Source organism: Metamycoplasma sualvi, from assembly GCF_045276925.1.
Taxonomy (GTDB): domain Bacteria; phylum Bacillota_I; class Bacilli_A; order Mycoplasmatales; family Metamycoplasmataceae; genus UBA710.
Genome location: NZ_CP174167.1, coordinates 401,885 through 417,346, shown reverse-complemented (window position 1 = coordinate 417,346; position 15,462 = coordinate 401,885). Strand labels below are relative to the sequence as shown.

The window sequence follows — 15,462 nt, the reverse complement described above, 5'->3', positions numbered from 1 at the left end:
ATGACATTATTAGAAAAATTATTATCAATGGACTTTGATAAAAAAGTAGCAAATGGTTTAATTATGTCAGGAAAAGTTTTAATAAATGATGTTCCTACTATTATTGGCTCGACAAAAATAAAACCTAGTGATAATATAAGAATTAAAACCAACAAGGAATGAGTAAGTAGAGGAGCTTACAAATTATTACATGCTATTGACTATTTTAATATAGAAATTCAAGATAAAGTTTGCTTGGATGTTGGCTCTTCGACAGGAGGATTTACCCAGGTGCTATTAGCAAAAAACGCTCAAAAAGTTTATGCTCTGGATGTAGGGACTAATCAATTAGATTTTCAAATAAGAACAAATCCTAAAGTAATTTCTTTGGAAAATACTAACTTAAAAAATATCAATAAATCGATGTTTAATGAATTAATTGATTTTTTGTGTTGTGATGTTTCATTTATTAGTTGTAAAAATTTATTTGATATTTTAAATAAAGAAAATATTTTAAATAAAGATAATTTGCTAGTTATTCTAATCAAACCCCAATTTGAAGCAAAATATGAATTAGTTTCTCCGGGAGGTTTTGTTGATTTAAAATATCACAAAGAAATAATAGATAATATTATTGATTATGCGCAAAAAATTAAATTTTCCTTTTTAGGTTTTATAGAATCCCCAATTAAAGGAAACAAAAGTCAAAATATAGAATATCTTGCTTTATTCAGAAAGGAAAATCATGAATAATAAAATAAAAGATTTTGCTGCTATTAGAAATGAATTCCCGATGCTCCAAAATGATTTAATTTATTTAGATAGTTCAGCACTTGTGCAAAAACCCAATTCTGTTATTAATGCAATTAATGATTTTTATACTAAATATTCTATTTCCAATCGAACAAGTGATAGTAAATTAGGAATTTTAGTTAATAACAAAATAGAAGATACAAGAGAAAAAGTAGCAAATCTTTTAAATGCAACTAAAGATGAAATTATTTTTAATTCAGGTACTACAGAAGGATTAAATTATATTGCTCAATTATTGGCTCCTTTAATTAATAATGGTGATGAGATATTGATTTCTAAATACAATCACTCTTCTCATATTATTCCTTGAATAGAAATTTCTAAAATCACAAAAGCAAAAATTATTTTTTCTGATAATTTAATTAAAGATATTAATGATAAAACAAAAATTGTTGCATTTACCCAATCTAATAATAATTTTCAACAAAAAACTAATATAGAAGATTTATCAAAAAAAGCTAAAGAATACCAATCTTTAATTATTAATGATGCAGCTCAAGCAATAAGTCATGAAGAAGTGAATGCAAAATATTTCGATGTCATAGCTTTTAGTTCTAATAAATTTTTTGGTCCAACAGGATTAGGCGTTCTTTGTATTAATAAAAATTTGTTAAATAAAATAGAATCTAAAAAATATGGTGGAGGAACTGTAGAAAAAATTGACAAAGATGGTCAATGGACAAGAAAACCATCAATAATTCAACATGAAGCTGGCACATTAAATTTATCTGCTATTTTTGGTTTTTATGAAGCTTTGGTTTTTTATGAAAATCTTGATAAAGAGGCAATGAAAAAATATTTAGAAGATTTAAGTATTTATGCACATGAAAAATTAAAGAACATTAAAGATGTTATTTTGTTATCAAAACCTAAGGATTTTATCATTTTATTTGAAGTAAAAAATATTAGTGCTCAAGATATATCATCATATTTAGGTCATAAAAATGTTTATGTTCGTAGTGGTTATTTTTGTGCTAAATATTTGCAACATGTCCATAATAATCCTACTATTAGAGTATCATTACATATTTATAACAATCACAATGATATTGATGTTTTATGCGATTTATTAGAACATAAGGAGGATTTTCTTGACTTCATATAGTGAAAATGACAAAAGGAAAATAATTATGGATTATTATACTAATCCAAGAGCTAGAATAGAAAAAAATGATAATTCAAAATATCATAGTAAATATTTTCATTCTTCAACTTGTGTTGATGAAATAACTTTATATTATGATGATGATAAAAAAGATTGAAAATTTGTTGCTCAAGGCTGTGCTATTTTTTTATCCTCTTCAGAAATATTTATTGAAAGAATTAAGGAAATAGGTTTTGAAAACAAAGATCGACTAATTGAGATTTATGAAAAACTAATTAATTTTCCTAAAGATATTATTGCTAATGAAAAAGAATTTTTAGGAAAATTAATAATATTTGAAAATGTTAATAAACATTTAAATCGAAAAGAATGTGCTTTAATCATAAGTAAAGTTTTTAAATTAATATAACTAGTATATTATTACGAATTTTTGCTTTTACAGCCTTACTTTTATTAATTATTAATAAAGATCAATTTTATTCATCAAAAAAATCTTTTAGTTAAATACTTTGTAATTAAAAAAACGTGTTTCTATGAAATAACCTATTTAAAATTTTTGATATTCTTCCTGTTTTTTGGTGTTTGGGAAGGATTTTTATGTAAAAAAACTATATTAATTCTAATTACATAAAGCGTTAAAATAATCATTATTATGATTAAAAAGTTAGAAAAGGTTTTGATAGCTACATCAATTGGTAGTTTAACATTGTTGCCATTATTAATTACTAATAAAGATCAAATTTATTTATCTTTGAAAAATATTACTAAAAATATAGATGAAAATATTTATCCTATAGCTAAAGTTGATCCTTTGTATGAAGTAAAAACTTTAAGAAAAGTAAGAAGCGATGCTGATGCAATTAATGTTATATTTTTTGGTGATAATTATGCAAAAAATGCTGATAAAAATTTGTTTGCAGATTTTTGTTATAAAAACATTGTAAAACCATGACTTTCAACGGAATATCCAGCGGTATATCCTGGTGATGATAAACTTACTTTTTTAACAAGTGGAACTAAAGTTCCTTTTCAAACTTTTTTAAATGATAAAATTAATGCTTATTCAGTTCAACCTAATTTTAAGGAAAATAGTAGTCTTAGCAATAGTACTGATACTTTTTTTGGAATTTATACATCATCAAATACTAGTTTACTTGTGTCTGCTGCAGGTAGAATTAAATTGAATGTATTAACATATGATATTACTCACAACTTTTTAGAAGAAAATGCAATTGTTACACCTTCTTATTCAGGATTAATAAGAAATGGTACATCAGGGAGAGCAAATGCAGAAAAACATTACACTGCTACAACTCAAGATCCTACTGATGTCCATATTCATGAAATGGGACATTCAATTTGAGGTTTATCTGATGAATATAATGATGGATATATTAGCATGATAAGTCAACAAGGAGTAAATAGATTTGAATCAGCAAATCCAACTGAACAAAATATTCCATGAAAAGAATTCTTAAATTTTAGAGGGATTGGTATAGTTAAAATTCCAGGACAAGTAGTAGTTCCTTCTAGTAGTTGTAGTATGGCAGAAACAAAAAAACCAGGTCAAGATTTTTGTGAAGTTTGTATTCATCAAATAATTAAAAGAGGAGTAGAAATTACACAAAATGAGTTTTTTTATGTTGCTGATCCTCAATTGACACCTAGCGAAGATCGGCCAAGTTATAATGATAATTTATATAGTGCTGAACGTTTAGAATATTTAGAATTATATGAAAATAATATTACGTGAGCAAATAATAAACATTTAGATTTTCAAACTGTTGTGGATAACATGACAACAAAACCAAGAAATGTTAAATTAAAAGTTACTATTAAAGGAAATAATGGTTTTTCTGAAGAATCTGATGTTTTTAATATACAACCAGGCAAAATAAAGCAATTAAAATTAATTACTAAAAAATCAGCAACAAATTTAGATAAGAATGTTAATACTATCATTGGTGAAGTGATTGATACAGATACAAATGAAGTTCTAGCTACAAGTCGTGATCGTTATAATGCATTTTGACCAAAACAGTCAGGAATGGAAAGTAGTGGTTATGATTTTGGTAAAAAATTATATACAGTTACTATTAATTTTTTGGATAAAACAACAAATAAACCTTTACCAAACATTCAGCCTTCTATTCTAATCAAAAGAGCTGGTGAAAAATTTGAATTACAAAAAATTTTATTTAATGGTTATCGTTTAGATGAAACAAAAAGTAAAATTAATTCTTCACATCAAATTAATGGATCAAATTTAAGATTTGATTATTATTATGATCCATTACAATTTAAATCATTAAAGTTAAAGTTGTTGAATGAAAATAATGAGCAAATTCAAGAAAAAATAGTTAAAGTTTATGAGGGGCAAGAATTTATTCCTAAATCATCTGATTTCTTTTTATATGATTTAGAGAAGTTTGTTGGTTCAAATAACGAAAATAGTAATTGAGTTAATTCAGTAATAGCTCCAAAAAAGACATATTCATACAATCAAATTGTAGATAATCAGGAAGAATTGGTATATAGAGTAAGTCAAGAAAAACCTACTTATATGGTTGCAAAAGATATCAAATTAGTTCAAGGTGAGGATTTTACTAAATTTTTGCGTAGCAAATTATTTAAAAATTATCTAACAAACATTTATAATTCTGATTTTTCTTTTTATGACTATGATCCTGCTATTATTTATAATTCAGTAGACACATCTACTCCTGGAAAATATTTAGTTGTTTTTTATTTTAAAAATAATATGAATATTCAAGATTCAAATCATTCTCTTTTAAGATTAAATGTTATTGTTGAACCTAATCCTAATCAAGATCCTAGTTTGACTCCTAATAAATTAGAAGCTGAAAAAAATAGATTAGAAAGTTATCGCTATATATGAATTAATCAATTAGAGGAAGAAAAGGGACTTATGAGCGATTTTGAATCAATTAATCAAAATAATTTATTGAGTAATATTGATAATTTTAATTTAAATAAAGATAGATTTAATTATGAAGTTTTGGAATTTAACAAATTATATCCAGGAATTGGTGGTGAACAATTGTTAGGATACCAATTTAAAATTAAAATTAGTGATAAAGAAACTCAACAATTTGTTACAACAAATGATTTTACTAAATATGTTTGATTAAGAAATGGTGAATCTACTACTCCACCGACTGCTGAAGTTGAAATGCAAAATGAAATTAATCGAATTAATTCTTTATCATTATCATTAAAAAATCCAATTTTAACTCAAGAAGAAGTTAATAATATTAATCAATCTAACATTTTAGAAAATGTTAATGAATGAGTGGAAACACCAGGTTTTGCTTATGAAATAATTGATTTTAATAATTCAAATAATCAATTTAAATTTAATATTAAAGTATCAAAAGGAAATGTAATTAAAACATCTAATTTATTTACTTTATCTTATCAAATCAAATCAGAACAAACTGAACAAGATTTATTACAACAAGAAATTAATAGAATTAATAATTTAACTTTACATTTAGTTAACAATACTTTTATTCAACAAGAAATTGATCAAATTAATGCATCTAATTTTGCAGATAATTTATCTAGTTGAAATTTAGTTACTTCAAATTCAAGTAAATACAACTATGAAATAACTAGTTTTGTTAAAGCGAATAATAAATTTACTTTTAATATTAAAGTTACTTTAATAAGTAATCCATCCATTTCTCAAGTATCAAAACAGTTTAGTTTAGATTATCAAATATCTACAAATATAAATCAAGCATTAAAAGAAGAAAAAAATAGAATTGATAATTTAAGTTTAAATAAACAAAAATTTAGTCAAGAAGAAATAAATGGAATTTTAAATGATCCAAGTAGTATTACTCAATATCTAAATGATTGAAGTGGCAATGATAATAAATTTGATTATCAATTCATTGTTAATTCTTTATCTCAAAATCAATTAAGCTTGATTATTCAAATCAAAGATAAAAATACTAATGAATATCAAAGTTCTAATCCATTTGTTTTAAATTATGAACCATCTGATATATCAAACAATAATAATACTGGTAGCTCAAATAATTTAACTACAGTTATTTTAGCTTCTACTTTAGCACCAGCTGGAGCAATAGCTGCTGGAGCTGCAGGAACTATTATTTATAAAAAGAAAAAAAGAAAACATTAGTTGGCAATAATATTGTAAGAATATCAATTAAACAACACTTGAAATAATAGTTTAAATTTTAAAAATATATTTTTAAATATATTTAAATTGTTTGCTATAATTGAAATGAAACTATAACTTTGAAGCATGAGGTTCTTGATACACGGAGAATAGTTGTCTATCGTGTATCATGCATTTATGTGGAGTTAGTTCAAAAAGAACAAAAGGAGACAACTAAATATAAAAATATGGAAAAAGTAAACATTAAATTATCTGCTTTTGAAGCTCCGTTAGTGGATCAAGCAGCGATGAAAATTGTTAGTGCTATTAAAGCAGTTGGTGCAAAATATAGTGGACCTATTCCACTACCTACAAAATATGAAGAATTTACAATATTAAGATCTGTACATATTAACAAAAAATCAAGAGAGCAATTCGAAAGAAGAACTCATAAAAGATTAATTGTTTTAAATAATTCTTCAAAAGATATTCTAGATAAATTATCAAGATTAGAATTACCAGCTGGTGTAAATATTTCGATAGCAATTAAAAAGTAATTAAAAAATAAAAAAGGTGGAAAATTATGAAAGGAATCTTAGGTAAAAAAGTTGGAATGACTCAGATTTATTCAGATCATGGATATTCAATTCCAGTTACTATTATTCAAATTGAAAAAAATATAGTAACAAAAGTTCTAACTAAAGAGAAAAATGGTTATACAGCTTTACAACTAGCAACTAGTGAGAAAAAAGAAAAACATTCTTCTAAAGCTTTAATAAATCATTTTAAAAAAGCTAATACAACTCCTAAGCGCTTCGTTAAAGAAATTCGTGACATGGAAGGTTATAAATTAGGAGATGAAATTAAACCTTCAATATTCAAATCAGGTGAATTAGTTGATGTTACAGGGATTTCAAAAGGTAAAGGTTTTGCTGGAACAATTAAAAGATGAAACCAACATATTGGTCCTAAATCTCATGGTGGAGGTGGAGGATCTCAACCAGTTCGTCAAACAGGATCACTTGGAGATATTTCGGGTAATAAAGTATTTAAAGGTATGACAATGCCAGGACATTTGGGTAATGTTCAAAGAACTGTACAAAACTTAGTAATTGTTGATGTTAATGAAAGAGATCATTATATTCTAGTTAAAGGTTCTATACCAGGTCCTAACAAGTCTTTTGTGATTATTAAACAATCTGTAAAACAACTTCCAAATAAAGAAGAAATCAAATTAGTAAACTTCAAAACTGAAATTGAAAAAAATGAATTATTGGAAGAATCTAAAAAAGTTGGTGCCGAAATCAATGCAGATATGTCAGTAGCTGAAATGAAAGAAATTGTTGAAACAGCTCAAGCACAAAAAGCTCAAGAAGAGTTAGCTAAGGCTGAAGAAGCACAAGAAAATAATCATCATAAAGAAGAAAACAAACAAAAGGAAGGAGATAAATAATGCCAAGTACAACTGCTAAAAAAAGTACAACTGCTAAAAAAGTAAATACTAAAACAAGTACAACTAAAGCTAAAAAAGTTGTTGATAAACCTAAAAAAGCATTAAAAACTCCTGAATTAAAACCTTTAAATAACAGTGTTAAATTACCTAAAAATGTTTTTGAAGCAAAGATTAATAATCAAGCTATGTTTGATACTGTAATGATGGAAAGAGCATCAAGACGTCAAGGAACACATCGTGTTAAATCTAGAGCTGAAGTGTCTGGAACAGGAAAAAAACCTTGAAAACAAAAAGGAACAGGTAGAGCAAGACAAGGTTCTTTAAGATCACCTCAATTTGTAGGTGGAGGTAGAGCTTTTGGTCCAAAACCTGAAAGAAATTATTGTTTAAAAGTAAACAAAAAATTAAGAAAATTAGCATTCTTTTCAGCTTTATCATTATTGGCTAAAGAAGGTTCTGTTTTAGTTGATGATTCTATCAAAATGAAAGAACCAAAAACAAAAGAGCTATTAAAACAAATTAAAAATTTAAATCTTGAAGGTAGAAAAAGAATTGTAATTGTAACTTCAGATAAAAACATTTACTTATCTGCTAACAATATTCCAAATGTTGCAGCAATAAAATTATCTTCATTAACTGTAGAAGCATTGTTATGAACTGATGCATTAATATTAACATCAGAAGATGTCAAAAAATTAGAAGGGATGGCTAAATAATGGAATTAACACACATTATTAAATATCCAATTTTAACTGAAAAAACTTACCAACAAATGCAAGCAAATGTTTATACTTTTGCAGTTGATCGTAAAGCAACAAAATTTGAAATTAAAAAAGCAGTTGAATTTATTTTTGAAGTAAAAGTTGAATCAATTAATACATTTAATGTTCCAAGAAAACCAAAACGTGTTGGTAGATTCAATGGATTTGTTGCAGGGTATAAAAAAGCAATTATTAAATTAGCTGAAGGTTCAATTCAAATACTTCCAGATGAAGGAATAGCTCAAGATGAAACATTAAAAGAATCAAATAATGATCAAATTAAGGCAAAAGTAAAAGAAATTAGTGAAGCTGAGAAAAAAGCAGCAGAAAAAATTAAAAAAGCTGCTGAAAGTAAAGCTAAAAAATCAACTTCAACAAAAACAAAAGAAGTAGAAGATAAAAAAGAATCAGTCAATAAAGAAAAAACAAAAGAAAGCAAATAATAATTAAAAAGCTTAGAAGAAAAAATTAAAAAATATTTTTAAGCAAAGGAGTAAGAGATATGGCAATTAAATATTTAAAGCCAACAACTAATGGTCGTCGTAACATGACAGTATTAGATTATAATAAAAATCTTAGTGGTCATGAACCAGAAAAATCTTTATTGACTATTTTACAACCACAATCAGGTAGAAATAATCAAGGTAAAATAACTACTAGACATAAAGGTTCAAGAGCTAAAAGAAAATATCGTATTATTGATTTCAAAAGAAACAAAGATGGAATCATTGGAAGAATAGCTTCTATTGAATATGATCCAAATCGTTCAGCAAACATTTCTTTAGTTGTTTATCAAGACGGAGAAAAGAGATACATTATCCATCCTAAAGGATTACAAGTAGGTGATACTATTGTATCAGGTTCAAATGTTGATATTAAAGTAGGAAATACATTACCACTTGAAAATATTCCAGAAGGTACATTTATTCATAATTTAGAAATTCAACCAGGAGCAGGAGCAAAATTAGCACGTTCAGCTGCATCATCAGCTCAAATTCTAGGAATGGATGAATCTAAAAAATATGTTATTGTTAGATTGAAATCTGGAGAAGTAAGAAAATTCTTACCAAAAGCCAGAGCAACAATTGGTGTTGTTGGTAATGAAGAACATTCATTAATTAATATTGGTAAAGCTGGTAGAAATCGTCATAAAGGAATTAGACCAACTGTTAGAGGATCTGTTATGAATCCAATTGACCACCCACATGGGGGAGGGGAAGGGAAACAACCTATTGGTAGAAAAAGTCCAATGACCCTTTGAGGTAAAAAAGCTCTTGGTGTTAAAACAAGAGATACTAAGAAATCATCAAATAAATTAATCATTAGAAGACGGAAAGGAGCTGAAAAATAATGGGAAGATCGCTTAAAAAAGGTCCATTTGCAGATGACCATTTATTAAAAAAAGTAGAAGCTATTAATACAAAAAAAGCTCCTAAAAAACCTATTAAAACTTGATCGAGACGTTCAACAATTTTTCCAGAATTTGTAGGCTTAACATTTCAAGTTCATAATGGTAGAAAATTTATTGATGTTTATGTAACAGATGATATGGTAGGACATAAATTAGGAGAATTTTCTCCAACAAGGACTTATACAGGTCACGGGGCTGATAAAGGAAAGAAAAAATAATTTATGAAAACACAAGCTATTGCACAATTAAAATTACAAAGAATTTCAGCTCAAAAAGCTCGTCTAGTTGCTGATTTAATTAGATATAAAACATCAAAAGAAGCCCTATCTATTTTAAAAAATTCTAATAAAAAAGCAGCTCGTCTATTATTAAAATTATTACAATCAGCCATTGCAAATGCAATTAATAACAATGGAATGAATGTAGATAAATTATATTTATCAGAAGTATTAATTAATGAAGGACCTACATTGAAAAGATTTCAACCAAGGTCTCAAGGAAGAGCTTATTCAATTTTCAAAAGAACATCTCATATGATCATTAAATTAGAAGAATTAAATTCTCAAGAAAAAAGTAATCAAAAATAATTAGGAGGTAAATCAATGGGACAAAAAGTTAATCCAAATGGATTCCGTTATGGAATTACAAAAGAGCATAACACAATTTGATATGCAGATAAAAAGAATTTTGCTAAATTACTTTTAGAAGACCAAAAAATTTACCAATATCTTGAGCAATTTACAAGAGAATATGAGATTGGAAATATGAAGATTAAAAGATTCCAAGATGGAAAAGTGATTCTTTATATTCATACAGCAAAACCTGGAGCAGTTTTAGGTCAAGAAGGAGCTAATGTTAAAAAATTAGTTAAAGACATCCAAAAATTCACAAGAAACAAAAAATTAGATTTAACAATTGAAGTAGTTGCAATTGAAAAACCAGCTTTAAGTGCAAAATTGTTAGCAGAAGAAATTGCTATTAAATTAGAAAATAGAGGTTCATTTAGAAATGCTCAAAAGCAAGCAATTCGTGATGCTATGAAAGCAGGAGCTGTTGGTATTAAAACTAAAGTTAGTGGTCGTTTAAATGGTGTTGATATGGCAAGATCTGAAGGATATTCAGAAGGTGAAATGAAACTTCATACTTTAAGACAAAATGTTGATTATGCAACAGCTACTGCAAGAACAACATATGGTGCTATTGGTGTAAAAGTTTGATTATCACTTGGTGATGTGAAAGAAGGTAAATAATGTTACAACCAAAAAGAACTAAACATCGTAAAACCTTCAAAATATACCATGATAAACAAAAAGCATATAAAGGAAATAAAGTTTCATTTGGTGAATTTGGATTACAAGCAAAATCTTCTGCTTGAGTAAGTGCGAGACAAATTGAAGCTGCAAGGATTGCTATTACAAGAAGAATGGGAAGAGAAGGAAAAGTTATTATTAGAATTTTCCCACATTTATCTTTAACATCAAAACCAATTGGAGTAAGGATGGGAAAAGGAAAAGGTAATCCTGAAAAATGAGTGGCTGTTGTTAAAGAAAATACTATGATGTTTGAAGTAAAAGGTGTTAGCGAAGAAATTGCAAAAGAAGCATTAAGACTTGGTGGACACAAATTACCAGTTAAAGTAAAAATTCTATCAAAAGAAGAATCTTTGGCAGAAAGTGGCGGTAAATAATGAAATTTAAAGATATTGAAAATAAATCAATTAATGAATTAAATGATTTATTAAATGATTTAAAAGCTGAATCATTTACTTTAGGTTGAAAAAACAAAACTCAACAACAAGATCAAACTCATAAAATTAAATTAGTACGTCGTGATATTGCAAGAGTTTTAACTGCTATAAGACAACAAGAAATTAAACAAACATCATCTAATAATGTAAAAGAAAAAGTTGTAAAAACAGCATCAACTTCAACTAAAAAAACAACTAGCACTAAAAAAGCAACATCAACAAAAAAAGCAACAACTAATAAAAAGGAACAAAAAGAGGTTAAATAATGGAACAACAAGTAAGAGTTAATAACAGAAAATCATTAAGCGGAAGAGTTGTTTCTACAAAAAATACTAAAACCATTATTGTTGCTGTTGATATCTACATCAAACATCCTTTGTATGGGAAACGTTTTAGAAAAACTAAAAAATTTGCTGCCCATGATGAAAAAGAATTAGCTAAAGTTGGTGATATTGTAAAAATTACATCTACTCGTCCTTATTCAAAAACAAAAACATTCCGTTTAGAACAAATTAAAGAACATGCGAAAGAAGGTAATTAATGGTTTTAGAACAATCTAGATTAGTAGTTGCTGATAATTCAGGAGCAAAAGAAGTTGGATTAATTAGAAATATTGGGGGTTCTGTTAAAAAAACTTCTAATATAGGTGATATTGTTGTATGTTCTATTAAAAAAGCTTTACCAAATGGAATGGTAAAAGAAGGTCAAGTAGTAAAAGCTGTTATTGTAAGATCAAAATATGGTATCAAAAGAAAAGATGGATCTCATATTAAATTTGATGATAATGCAGTAATTATTATTAAAGAAGATGGTACACCAAGAGGGACACGGGTATTTGGTCCAGTAGCTCGTGAATTAAGAGAAAAAGGATATTTAAAAATAGTTTCTCTTGCCCCAGAAGTTATTTAAGAGAAGGAGAAAATTATGAAATTGAAAAAAAATGATGAAGTAGTAATTATCTCAGGATCAGAAAAGGGTAAAACAGGTTTTATTACTAAAATTGATAAAAAAAATAATCGTGTTTTTGTAAAAGATATTAATAAAGTAGTAAGACATAGAAAACCATCTCAACAAAATACAGAAGGTTCTATTGAAACTAAAGAGGCATCAATTCATATTTCTAATGTTGCTTTAAAATCAAAAGAATCTAAAAAAGGATCACCAGTTGCTTCTAAAATTGGATATAAATTTGAAAAAGATAAAAAAATTAGAATTGATAAAAAAACAGGAAAGGAAATCTAATCTATGAAATCATCATTAGAGATTAAATATGATCAAGAAATTGTTCCTGCTTTAATTAAAAAATTTAATTACACTTCAATTATGCAAGTGCCTAAAGTTGAAAAAATTATTATTAATATGACTGCAGGAAAAGAAGTATCTAATTCTAAAGCAATTGAAGAAGTAATTAATGAATTGACTTTAATTACTGGTCAAAAACCATTAACAGTAATTGCTAAAAAATCTAATGCTTCATTCAAACTTCGTGAAGGAATGGCAATGGGTGGAAAAGTAACTATGAGAAGAGAAAGAATGTGAACCTTCTTATATGAATTAATTAACATTTCTATTCCAAGGATTCGTGATTTTAGGGGAGTAAATCCAAAAGCATTTGATGGGCGGGGAAATTATGCTTTAGGAGTTAAAGAACAAATTATTTTCCCAGAAATATCATTTGATAAAATTAGAAGAATTAAAGGTCTTGATGTAATTATTGTTACAACAGCAAAAACAGATGAAGAAGCTTTTGAGTTATTAAAACTATTAGGAATGCCTTTTGCAAAGGTACAACAAAAATAATAGATAAAGGAAAAATATGGCAAAAAAATCATTAAAAGTTAAAGCAGAAAAACATCCAAAATTTTCTAGTAGAAAATACACAAGATGTCAATTATGTGGTCGTCCACATGCGGTATTAAGAAAATTTGAAATTTGTAGGATTTGTTTTAGAAAATTAGCTCACGAAGGAAAAATTCCTGGTGTGAAGAAAGCGAGTTGATAATTTATGGCATTTATAAATGATCCAATTTCAGATATGATTGTTCGTATCAAAAATGCAAATGCTAGAAAACACCCAACTGTTTCAATGCCTCATTCAAAATTAAAAATGAAACTTTTATCTATTATTAAAAACGAAGGATATATTACTAAATTTGAAGAAGTAGATTTAAATAACAACAAAAAAGAAATTGTAGTAACTTTAAAATACAAAGGAAATGAAAGAGTAATTACAGATATTAAAAGAATATCAAAACCTGGATTAAGAGTTTATGTTCCTGTAGAAGAAGTTCCACGTGTTCAATCAGGATTTGGGATTGCAATTATCTCAACATCAAAAGGATTATTAACAGATAAAGAAGCAAGAAAGGAAAATGTAGGTGGTGAAGTAATTGCCTACGTTTGATAAGATAGGAGGTATTAATGTCAAGAGTTGGAAATCGTATTCTTACTATACCTTCTGGAGTAACTTTAGAAAATAATCAAAATTTAATTACCATTAAAGGTCCAAAAGGAGAATTAAAAAAACAATTTTCTACATTAATATCAATTAATGTTGAAAATGATAAATTAACTACTATAAGAGCAAATGAAGAAAAACATACAAAACAATTACATGGAACAACTAATTCATTATTAGCTGGTATGATCAAAGGTGTTAGCGAAGGTTTTTCAAAAAAACTATTAATCAAAGGAGTTGGTTATAAAGCTGCTTTGGTAGGAAATCAAATTGAAATTCATGCAGGATATTCACATTCTCACAAAATTGCAATTCCTGCTGGAATCAAATTAGAAATTGCTAAACCAACAGAAATTGTAGTAACTGGAATTGATAAGCAGCAAGTTGGAGAATTTGCAGCTATTATTAGAAAAGTAAGAAAACCTAATGTATATTCTGGTAAAGGTATTATGTATGATGATGAGATAATTAGAAGAAAAGAAGGAAAGGCTGCGTCTAAATAGAGACTAAATTATGAAAGTAAATTCAAGAAATAAAGCAAGAATGAAAAAACATCTAAAAATTAGACAAAAAATTAGTGGAACAAGTAGTGTTCCAAGACTTTCTATTTATAAATCTCATCAAAACTTTTATGCTCAATTAATTGATGATACTAAAGGAGTTACTTTAGTAAGTGCTTCAACAATTAATGATAAAGAGTATAGTGGTAATGTTAAAGCAGCAGAAAAATTAGGACATGAAATGGGTAAAAAAATTAAAAATTTAAATATAAAAGAAATTGTTTTTGATCGTTCAGGATACATTTATCATGGAAAAGTAAAAAGTTTTGCAGAAGCTGTTAGAGCAGAAGGGGTGAAGTTCTAATGACATTTTTTAATCAAGATGAGAAATTAAATGTATCTCAAGAAGATCAACAACAAATTGATTCAACAGCTAGTTCAAATGTTGAATCTCAAGAAACTAAAGAAGTTGTTGGAAAAAGCAATAAAGCAAATGATAAATCTTCAAAAGAACATTTTGCTAAGAACAATACAGAATTTAGCAAAACTAAAAAAGCAAAACCAAGAGCTAAAGTTGAAAAAAGAACATCAGAATTTGAAGATAAAATTATTGACGTAGCTCGTGTTACAACAGTTGTTAAAGGTGGAAGAAGATTTTCGTTTTCAGCTGTTGTTGCAATTGGTAATAAAAAGGGAAAGGTTGGATTAGGTCATGGAAAAGCAAATGAAGTACCTGATGCAATTAAAAAAGCATATAAAAATGCAAAAAATAATTTAATTGAAGTACCTATTGTTAATAAATCAACAATCCCTCATGAAGTTAAATCAAAATATTCAGCTAGTCAAGTAATTTTAAAACCTGCTCCAAAAGGGAAAGGTATAGTAGCATCTGGTACAATAAGAATTGTTGTTGAATTAGCAGGATATACAGATATTTATACTAAATCTTATGGATCAAGAACAAAACAAAATGCTGCTAAAGTAGCAATAAGTGCTCTAAAAAAATTAAGAACAGTAGAAAAATTAGCATCATTAAGAGATGTTCCTGTTGAACATATTCTTAAAAAATAGCAAAAAGGAGATTA

23 protein-coding genes are annotated in these 15,462 nt (G+C 26.9%); all 23 read left to right on the top strand.

The features are described from left to right. Positions 1–732 carry a TlyA family RNA methyltransferase gene (locus ACJA29_RS02015; protein ID WP_406602956.1) on the top strand — a complete coding sequence of 244 codons (732 nt, stop codon included), beginning with the start codon at positions 1–3 and terminating at the stop codon, positions 730–732. Next, the gene (locus ACJA29_RS02010; RefSeq protein WP_406602955.1) at positions 725–1,897 is read left to right on the top strand and encodes an aminotransferase class V-fold PLP-dependent enzyme; all 1,173 of its coding nucleotides are present in this window, start codon (positions 725–727) and stop codon (positions 1,895–1,897) included. The genes ACJA29_RS02015 and ACJA29_RS02010 overlap by 8 nt, the downstream gene beginning before the upstream one ends. Beyond that, positions 1,884–2,306 (top strand): iron-sulfur cluster assembly scaffold protein, encoded by a 423-nt coding sequence (locus tag ACJA29_RS02005; RefSeq protein WP_406602954.1) that lies wholly within the window; start codon positions 1,884–1,886, stop codon positions 2,304–2,306. Before ACJA29_RS02010 ends, ACJA29_RS02005 begins: the two co-directional genes overlap by 14 nt. Before the next feature lie 243 nt (positions 2,307–2,549). Then, positions 2,550–6,068 carry a MucBP domain-containing protein gene (locus tag ACJA29_RS02000; protein ID WP_406602953.1) on the top strand — a complete coding sequence of 1,173 codons (3,519 nt, stop codon included), beginning with the start codon at positions 2,550–2,552 and terminating at the stop codon, positions 6,066–6,068. Between the two features lie 227 nt (positions 6,069–6,295). Further along, on the top strand, positions 6,296–6,604 hold the full coding sequence (gene rpsJ / locus ACJA29_RS01995; protein ID WP_406602971.1) for a 30S ribosomal protein S10: 309 nt from the start codon (positions 6,296–6,298) through the stop codon (positions 6,602–6,604). Between the two features lie 26 nt (positions 6,605–6,630). Further along, on the top strand, positions 6,631–7,500 hold the full coding sequence (rplC, locus tag ACJA29_RS01990) for a 50S ribosomal protein L3 (protein WP_406602952.1): 870 nt from the start codon (positions 6,631–6,633) through the stop codon (positions 7,498–7,500). Further along, positions 7,500–8,216, top strand: coding sequence for a 50S ribosomal protein L4 (gene rplD / locus ACJA29_RS01985; RefSeq protein WP_406602951.1), 717 nt, complete (start codon positions 7,500–7,502; stop codon positions 8,214–8,216). Before rplC ends, rplD begins: the two co-directional genes overlap by 1 nt. Further along, the gene (gene rplW, locus ACJA29_RS01980; RefSeq protein ID WP_406602950.1) at positions 8,216–8,704 is read left to right on the top strand and encodes a 50S ribosomal protein L23; all 489 of its coding nucleotides are present in this window, start codon (positions 8,216–8,218) and stop codon (positions 8,702–8,704) included. The genes rplD and rplW overlap by 1 nt, the downstream gene beginning before the upstream one ends. A gap of 59 nt (positions 8,705–8,763) precedes the next feature. Then, positions 8,764–9,612: a 50S ribosomal protein L2 gene (gene rplB, locus ACJA29_RS01975; RefSeq protein ID WP_406602949.1), complete on the top strand. Its 849-nt coding sequence runs from the start codon at positions 8,764–8,766 to the stop codon at positions 9,610–9,612. Then, entirely contained in the window at positions 9,612–9,890 is a 279-nt protein-coding gene (rpsS, locus tag ACJA29_RS01970) for a 30S ribosomal protein S19 (protein ID WP_406602948.1), read from the top strand. The genes rplB and rpsS overlap by 1 nt, the downstream gene beginning before the upstream one ends. A 3-nt stretch (positions 9,891–9,893) precedes the next feature. Beyond that, positions 9,894–10,259, top strand: a complete 366-nt coding sequence (gene rplV, locus ACJA29_RS01965; RefSeq protein ID WP_406602947.1) for a 50S ribosomal protein L22 — start codon at positions 9,894–9,896, stop codon at positions 10,257–10,259. Positions 10,260–10,274: 15 nt separating this feature from the next. Continuing rightward, positions 10,275–10,922 carry a 30S ribosomal protein S3 gene (rpsC, locus tag ACJA29_RS01960; protein ID WP_406602946.1) on the top strand — a complete coding sequence of 216 codons (648 nt, stop codon included), beginning with the start codon at positions 10,275–10,277 and terminating at the stop codon, positions 10,920–10,922. After that, positions 10,922–11,359, top strand: a complete 438-nt coding sequence (gene rplP, locus ACJA29_RS01955; protein ID WP_406602945.1) for a 50S ribosomal protein L16 — start codon at positions 10,922–10,924, stop codon at positions 11,357–11,359. Before rpsC ends, rplP begins: the two co-directional genes overlap by 1 nt. Further along, positions 11,359–11,685 (top strand): 50S ribosomal protein L29, encoded by a 327-nt coding sequence (gene rpmC / locus ACJA29_RS01950; RefSeq protein ID WP_406602944.1) that lies wholly within the window; start codon positions 11,359–11,361, stop codon positions 11,683–11,685. The genes rplP and rpmC overlap by 1 nt, the downstream gene beginning before the upstream one ends. Then, entirely contained in the window at positions 11,685–11,960 is a 276-nt protein-coding gene (gene rpsQ, locus ACJA29_RS01945) for a 30S ribosomal protein S17 (protein ID WP_406602943.1), read from the top strand. Before rpmC ends, rpsQ begins: the two co-directional genes overlap by 1 nt. After that, positions 11,960–12,328 carry a 50S ribosomal protein L14 gene (gene rplN, locus ACJA29_RS01940; protein ID WP_406602942.1) on the top strand — a complete coding sequence of 123 codons (369 nt, stop codon included), beginning with the start codon at positions 11,960–11,962 and terminating at the stop codon, positions 12,326–12,328. The genes rpsQ and rplN overlap by 1 nt, the downstream gene beginning before the upstream one ends. A gap of 15 nt (positions 12,329–12,343) precedes the next feature. Next, complete coding sequence (gene rplX, locus ACJA29_RS01935) at positions 12,344–12,661, top strand: 50S ribosomal protein L24 (protein WP_406602941.1); 318 nt, start codon at positions 12,344–12,346, stop codon at positions 12,659–12,661. Positions 12,662–12,664: 3 nt separating this feature from the next. Continuing rightward, positions 12,665–13,219, top strand: coding sequence for a 50S ribosomal protein L5 (rplE, locus tag ACJA29_RS01930; protein ID WP_406602940.1), 555 nt, complete (start codon positions 12,665–12,667; stop codon positions 13,217–13,219). A gap of 16 nt (positions 13,220–13,235) precedes the next feature. Next, complete coding sequence (locus tag ACJA29_RS01925) at positions 13,236–13,421, top strand: type Z 30S ribosomal protein S14 (protein ID WP_406602939.1); 186 nt, start codon at positions 13,236–13,238, stop codon at positions 13,419–13,421. A 3-nt stretch (positions 13,422–13,424) separates the two neighbouring features. After that, entirely contained in the window at positions 13,425–13,826 is a 402-nt protein-coding gene (rpsH, locus tag ACJA29_RS01920; RefSeq protein WP_406602938.1) for a 30S ribosomal protein S8, read from the top strand. A gap of 14 nt (positions 13,827–13,840) precedes the next feature. After that, positions 13,841–14,380, top strand: coding sequence for a 50S ribosomal protein L6 (gene rplF / locus ACJA29_RS01915; protein ID WP_406602937.1), 540 nt, complete (start codon positions 13,841–13,843; stop codon positions 14,378–14,380). A gap of 10 nt (positions 14,381–14,390) precedes the next feature. Further along, positions 14,391–14,741, top strand: a complete 351-nt coding sequence (gene rplR / locus ACJA29_RS01910) for a 50S ribosomal protein L18 (RefSeq protein WP_406602936.1) — start codon at positions 14,391–14,393, stop codon at positions 14,739–14,741. Further along, positions 14,741–15,448 (top strand): 30S ribosomal protein S5, encoded by a 708-nt coding sequence (rpsE, locus tag ACJA29_RS01905; protein WP_406602935.1) that lies wholly within the window; start codon positions 14,741–14,743, stop codon positions 15,446–15,448. The genes rplR and rpsE overlap by 1 nt, the downstream gene beginning before the upstream one ends. Positions 15,449–15,462 lie beyond the last annotated feature (14 nt).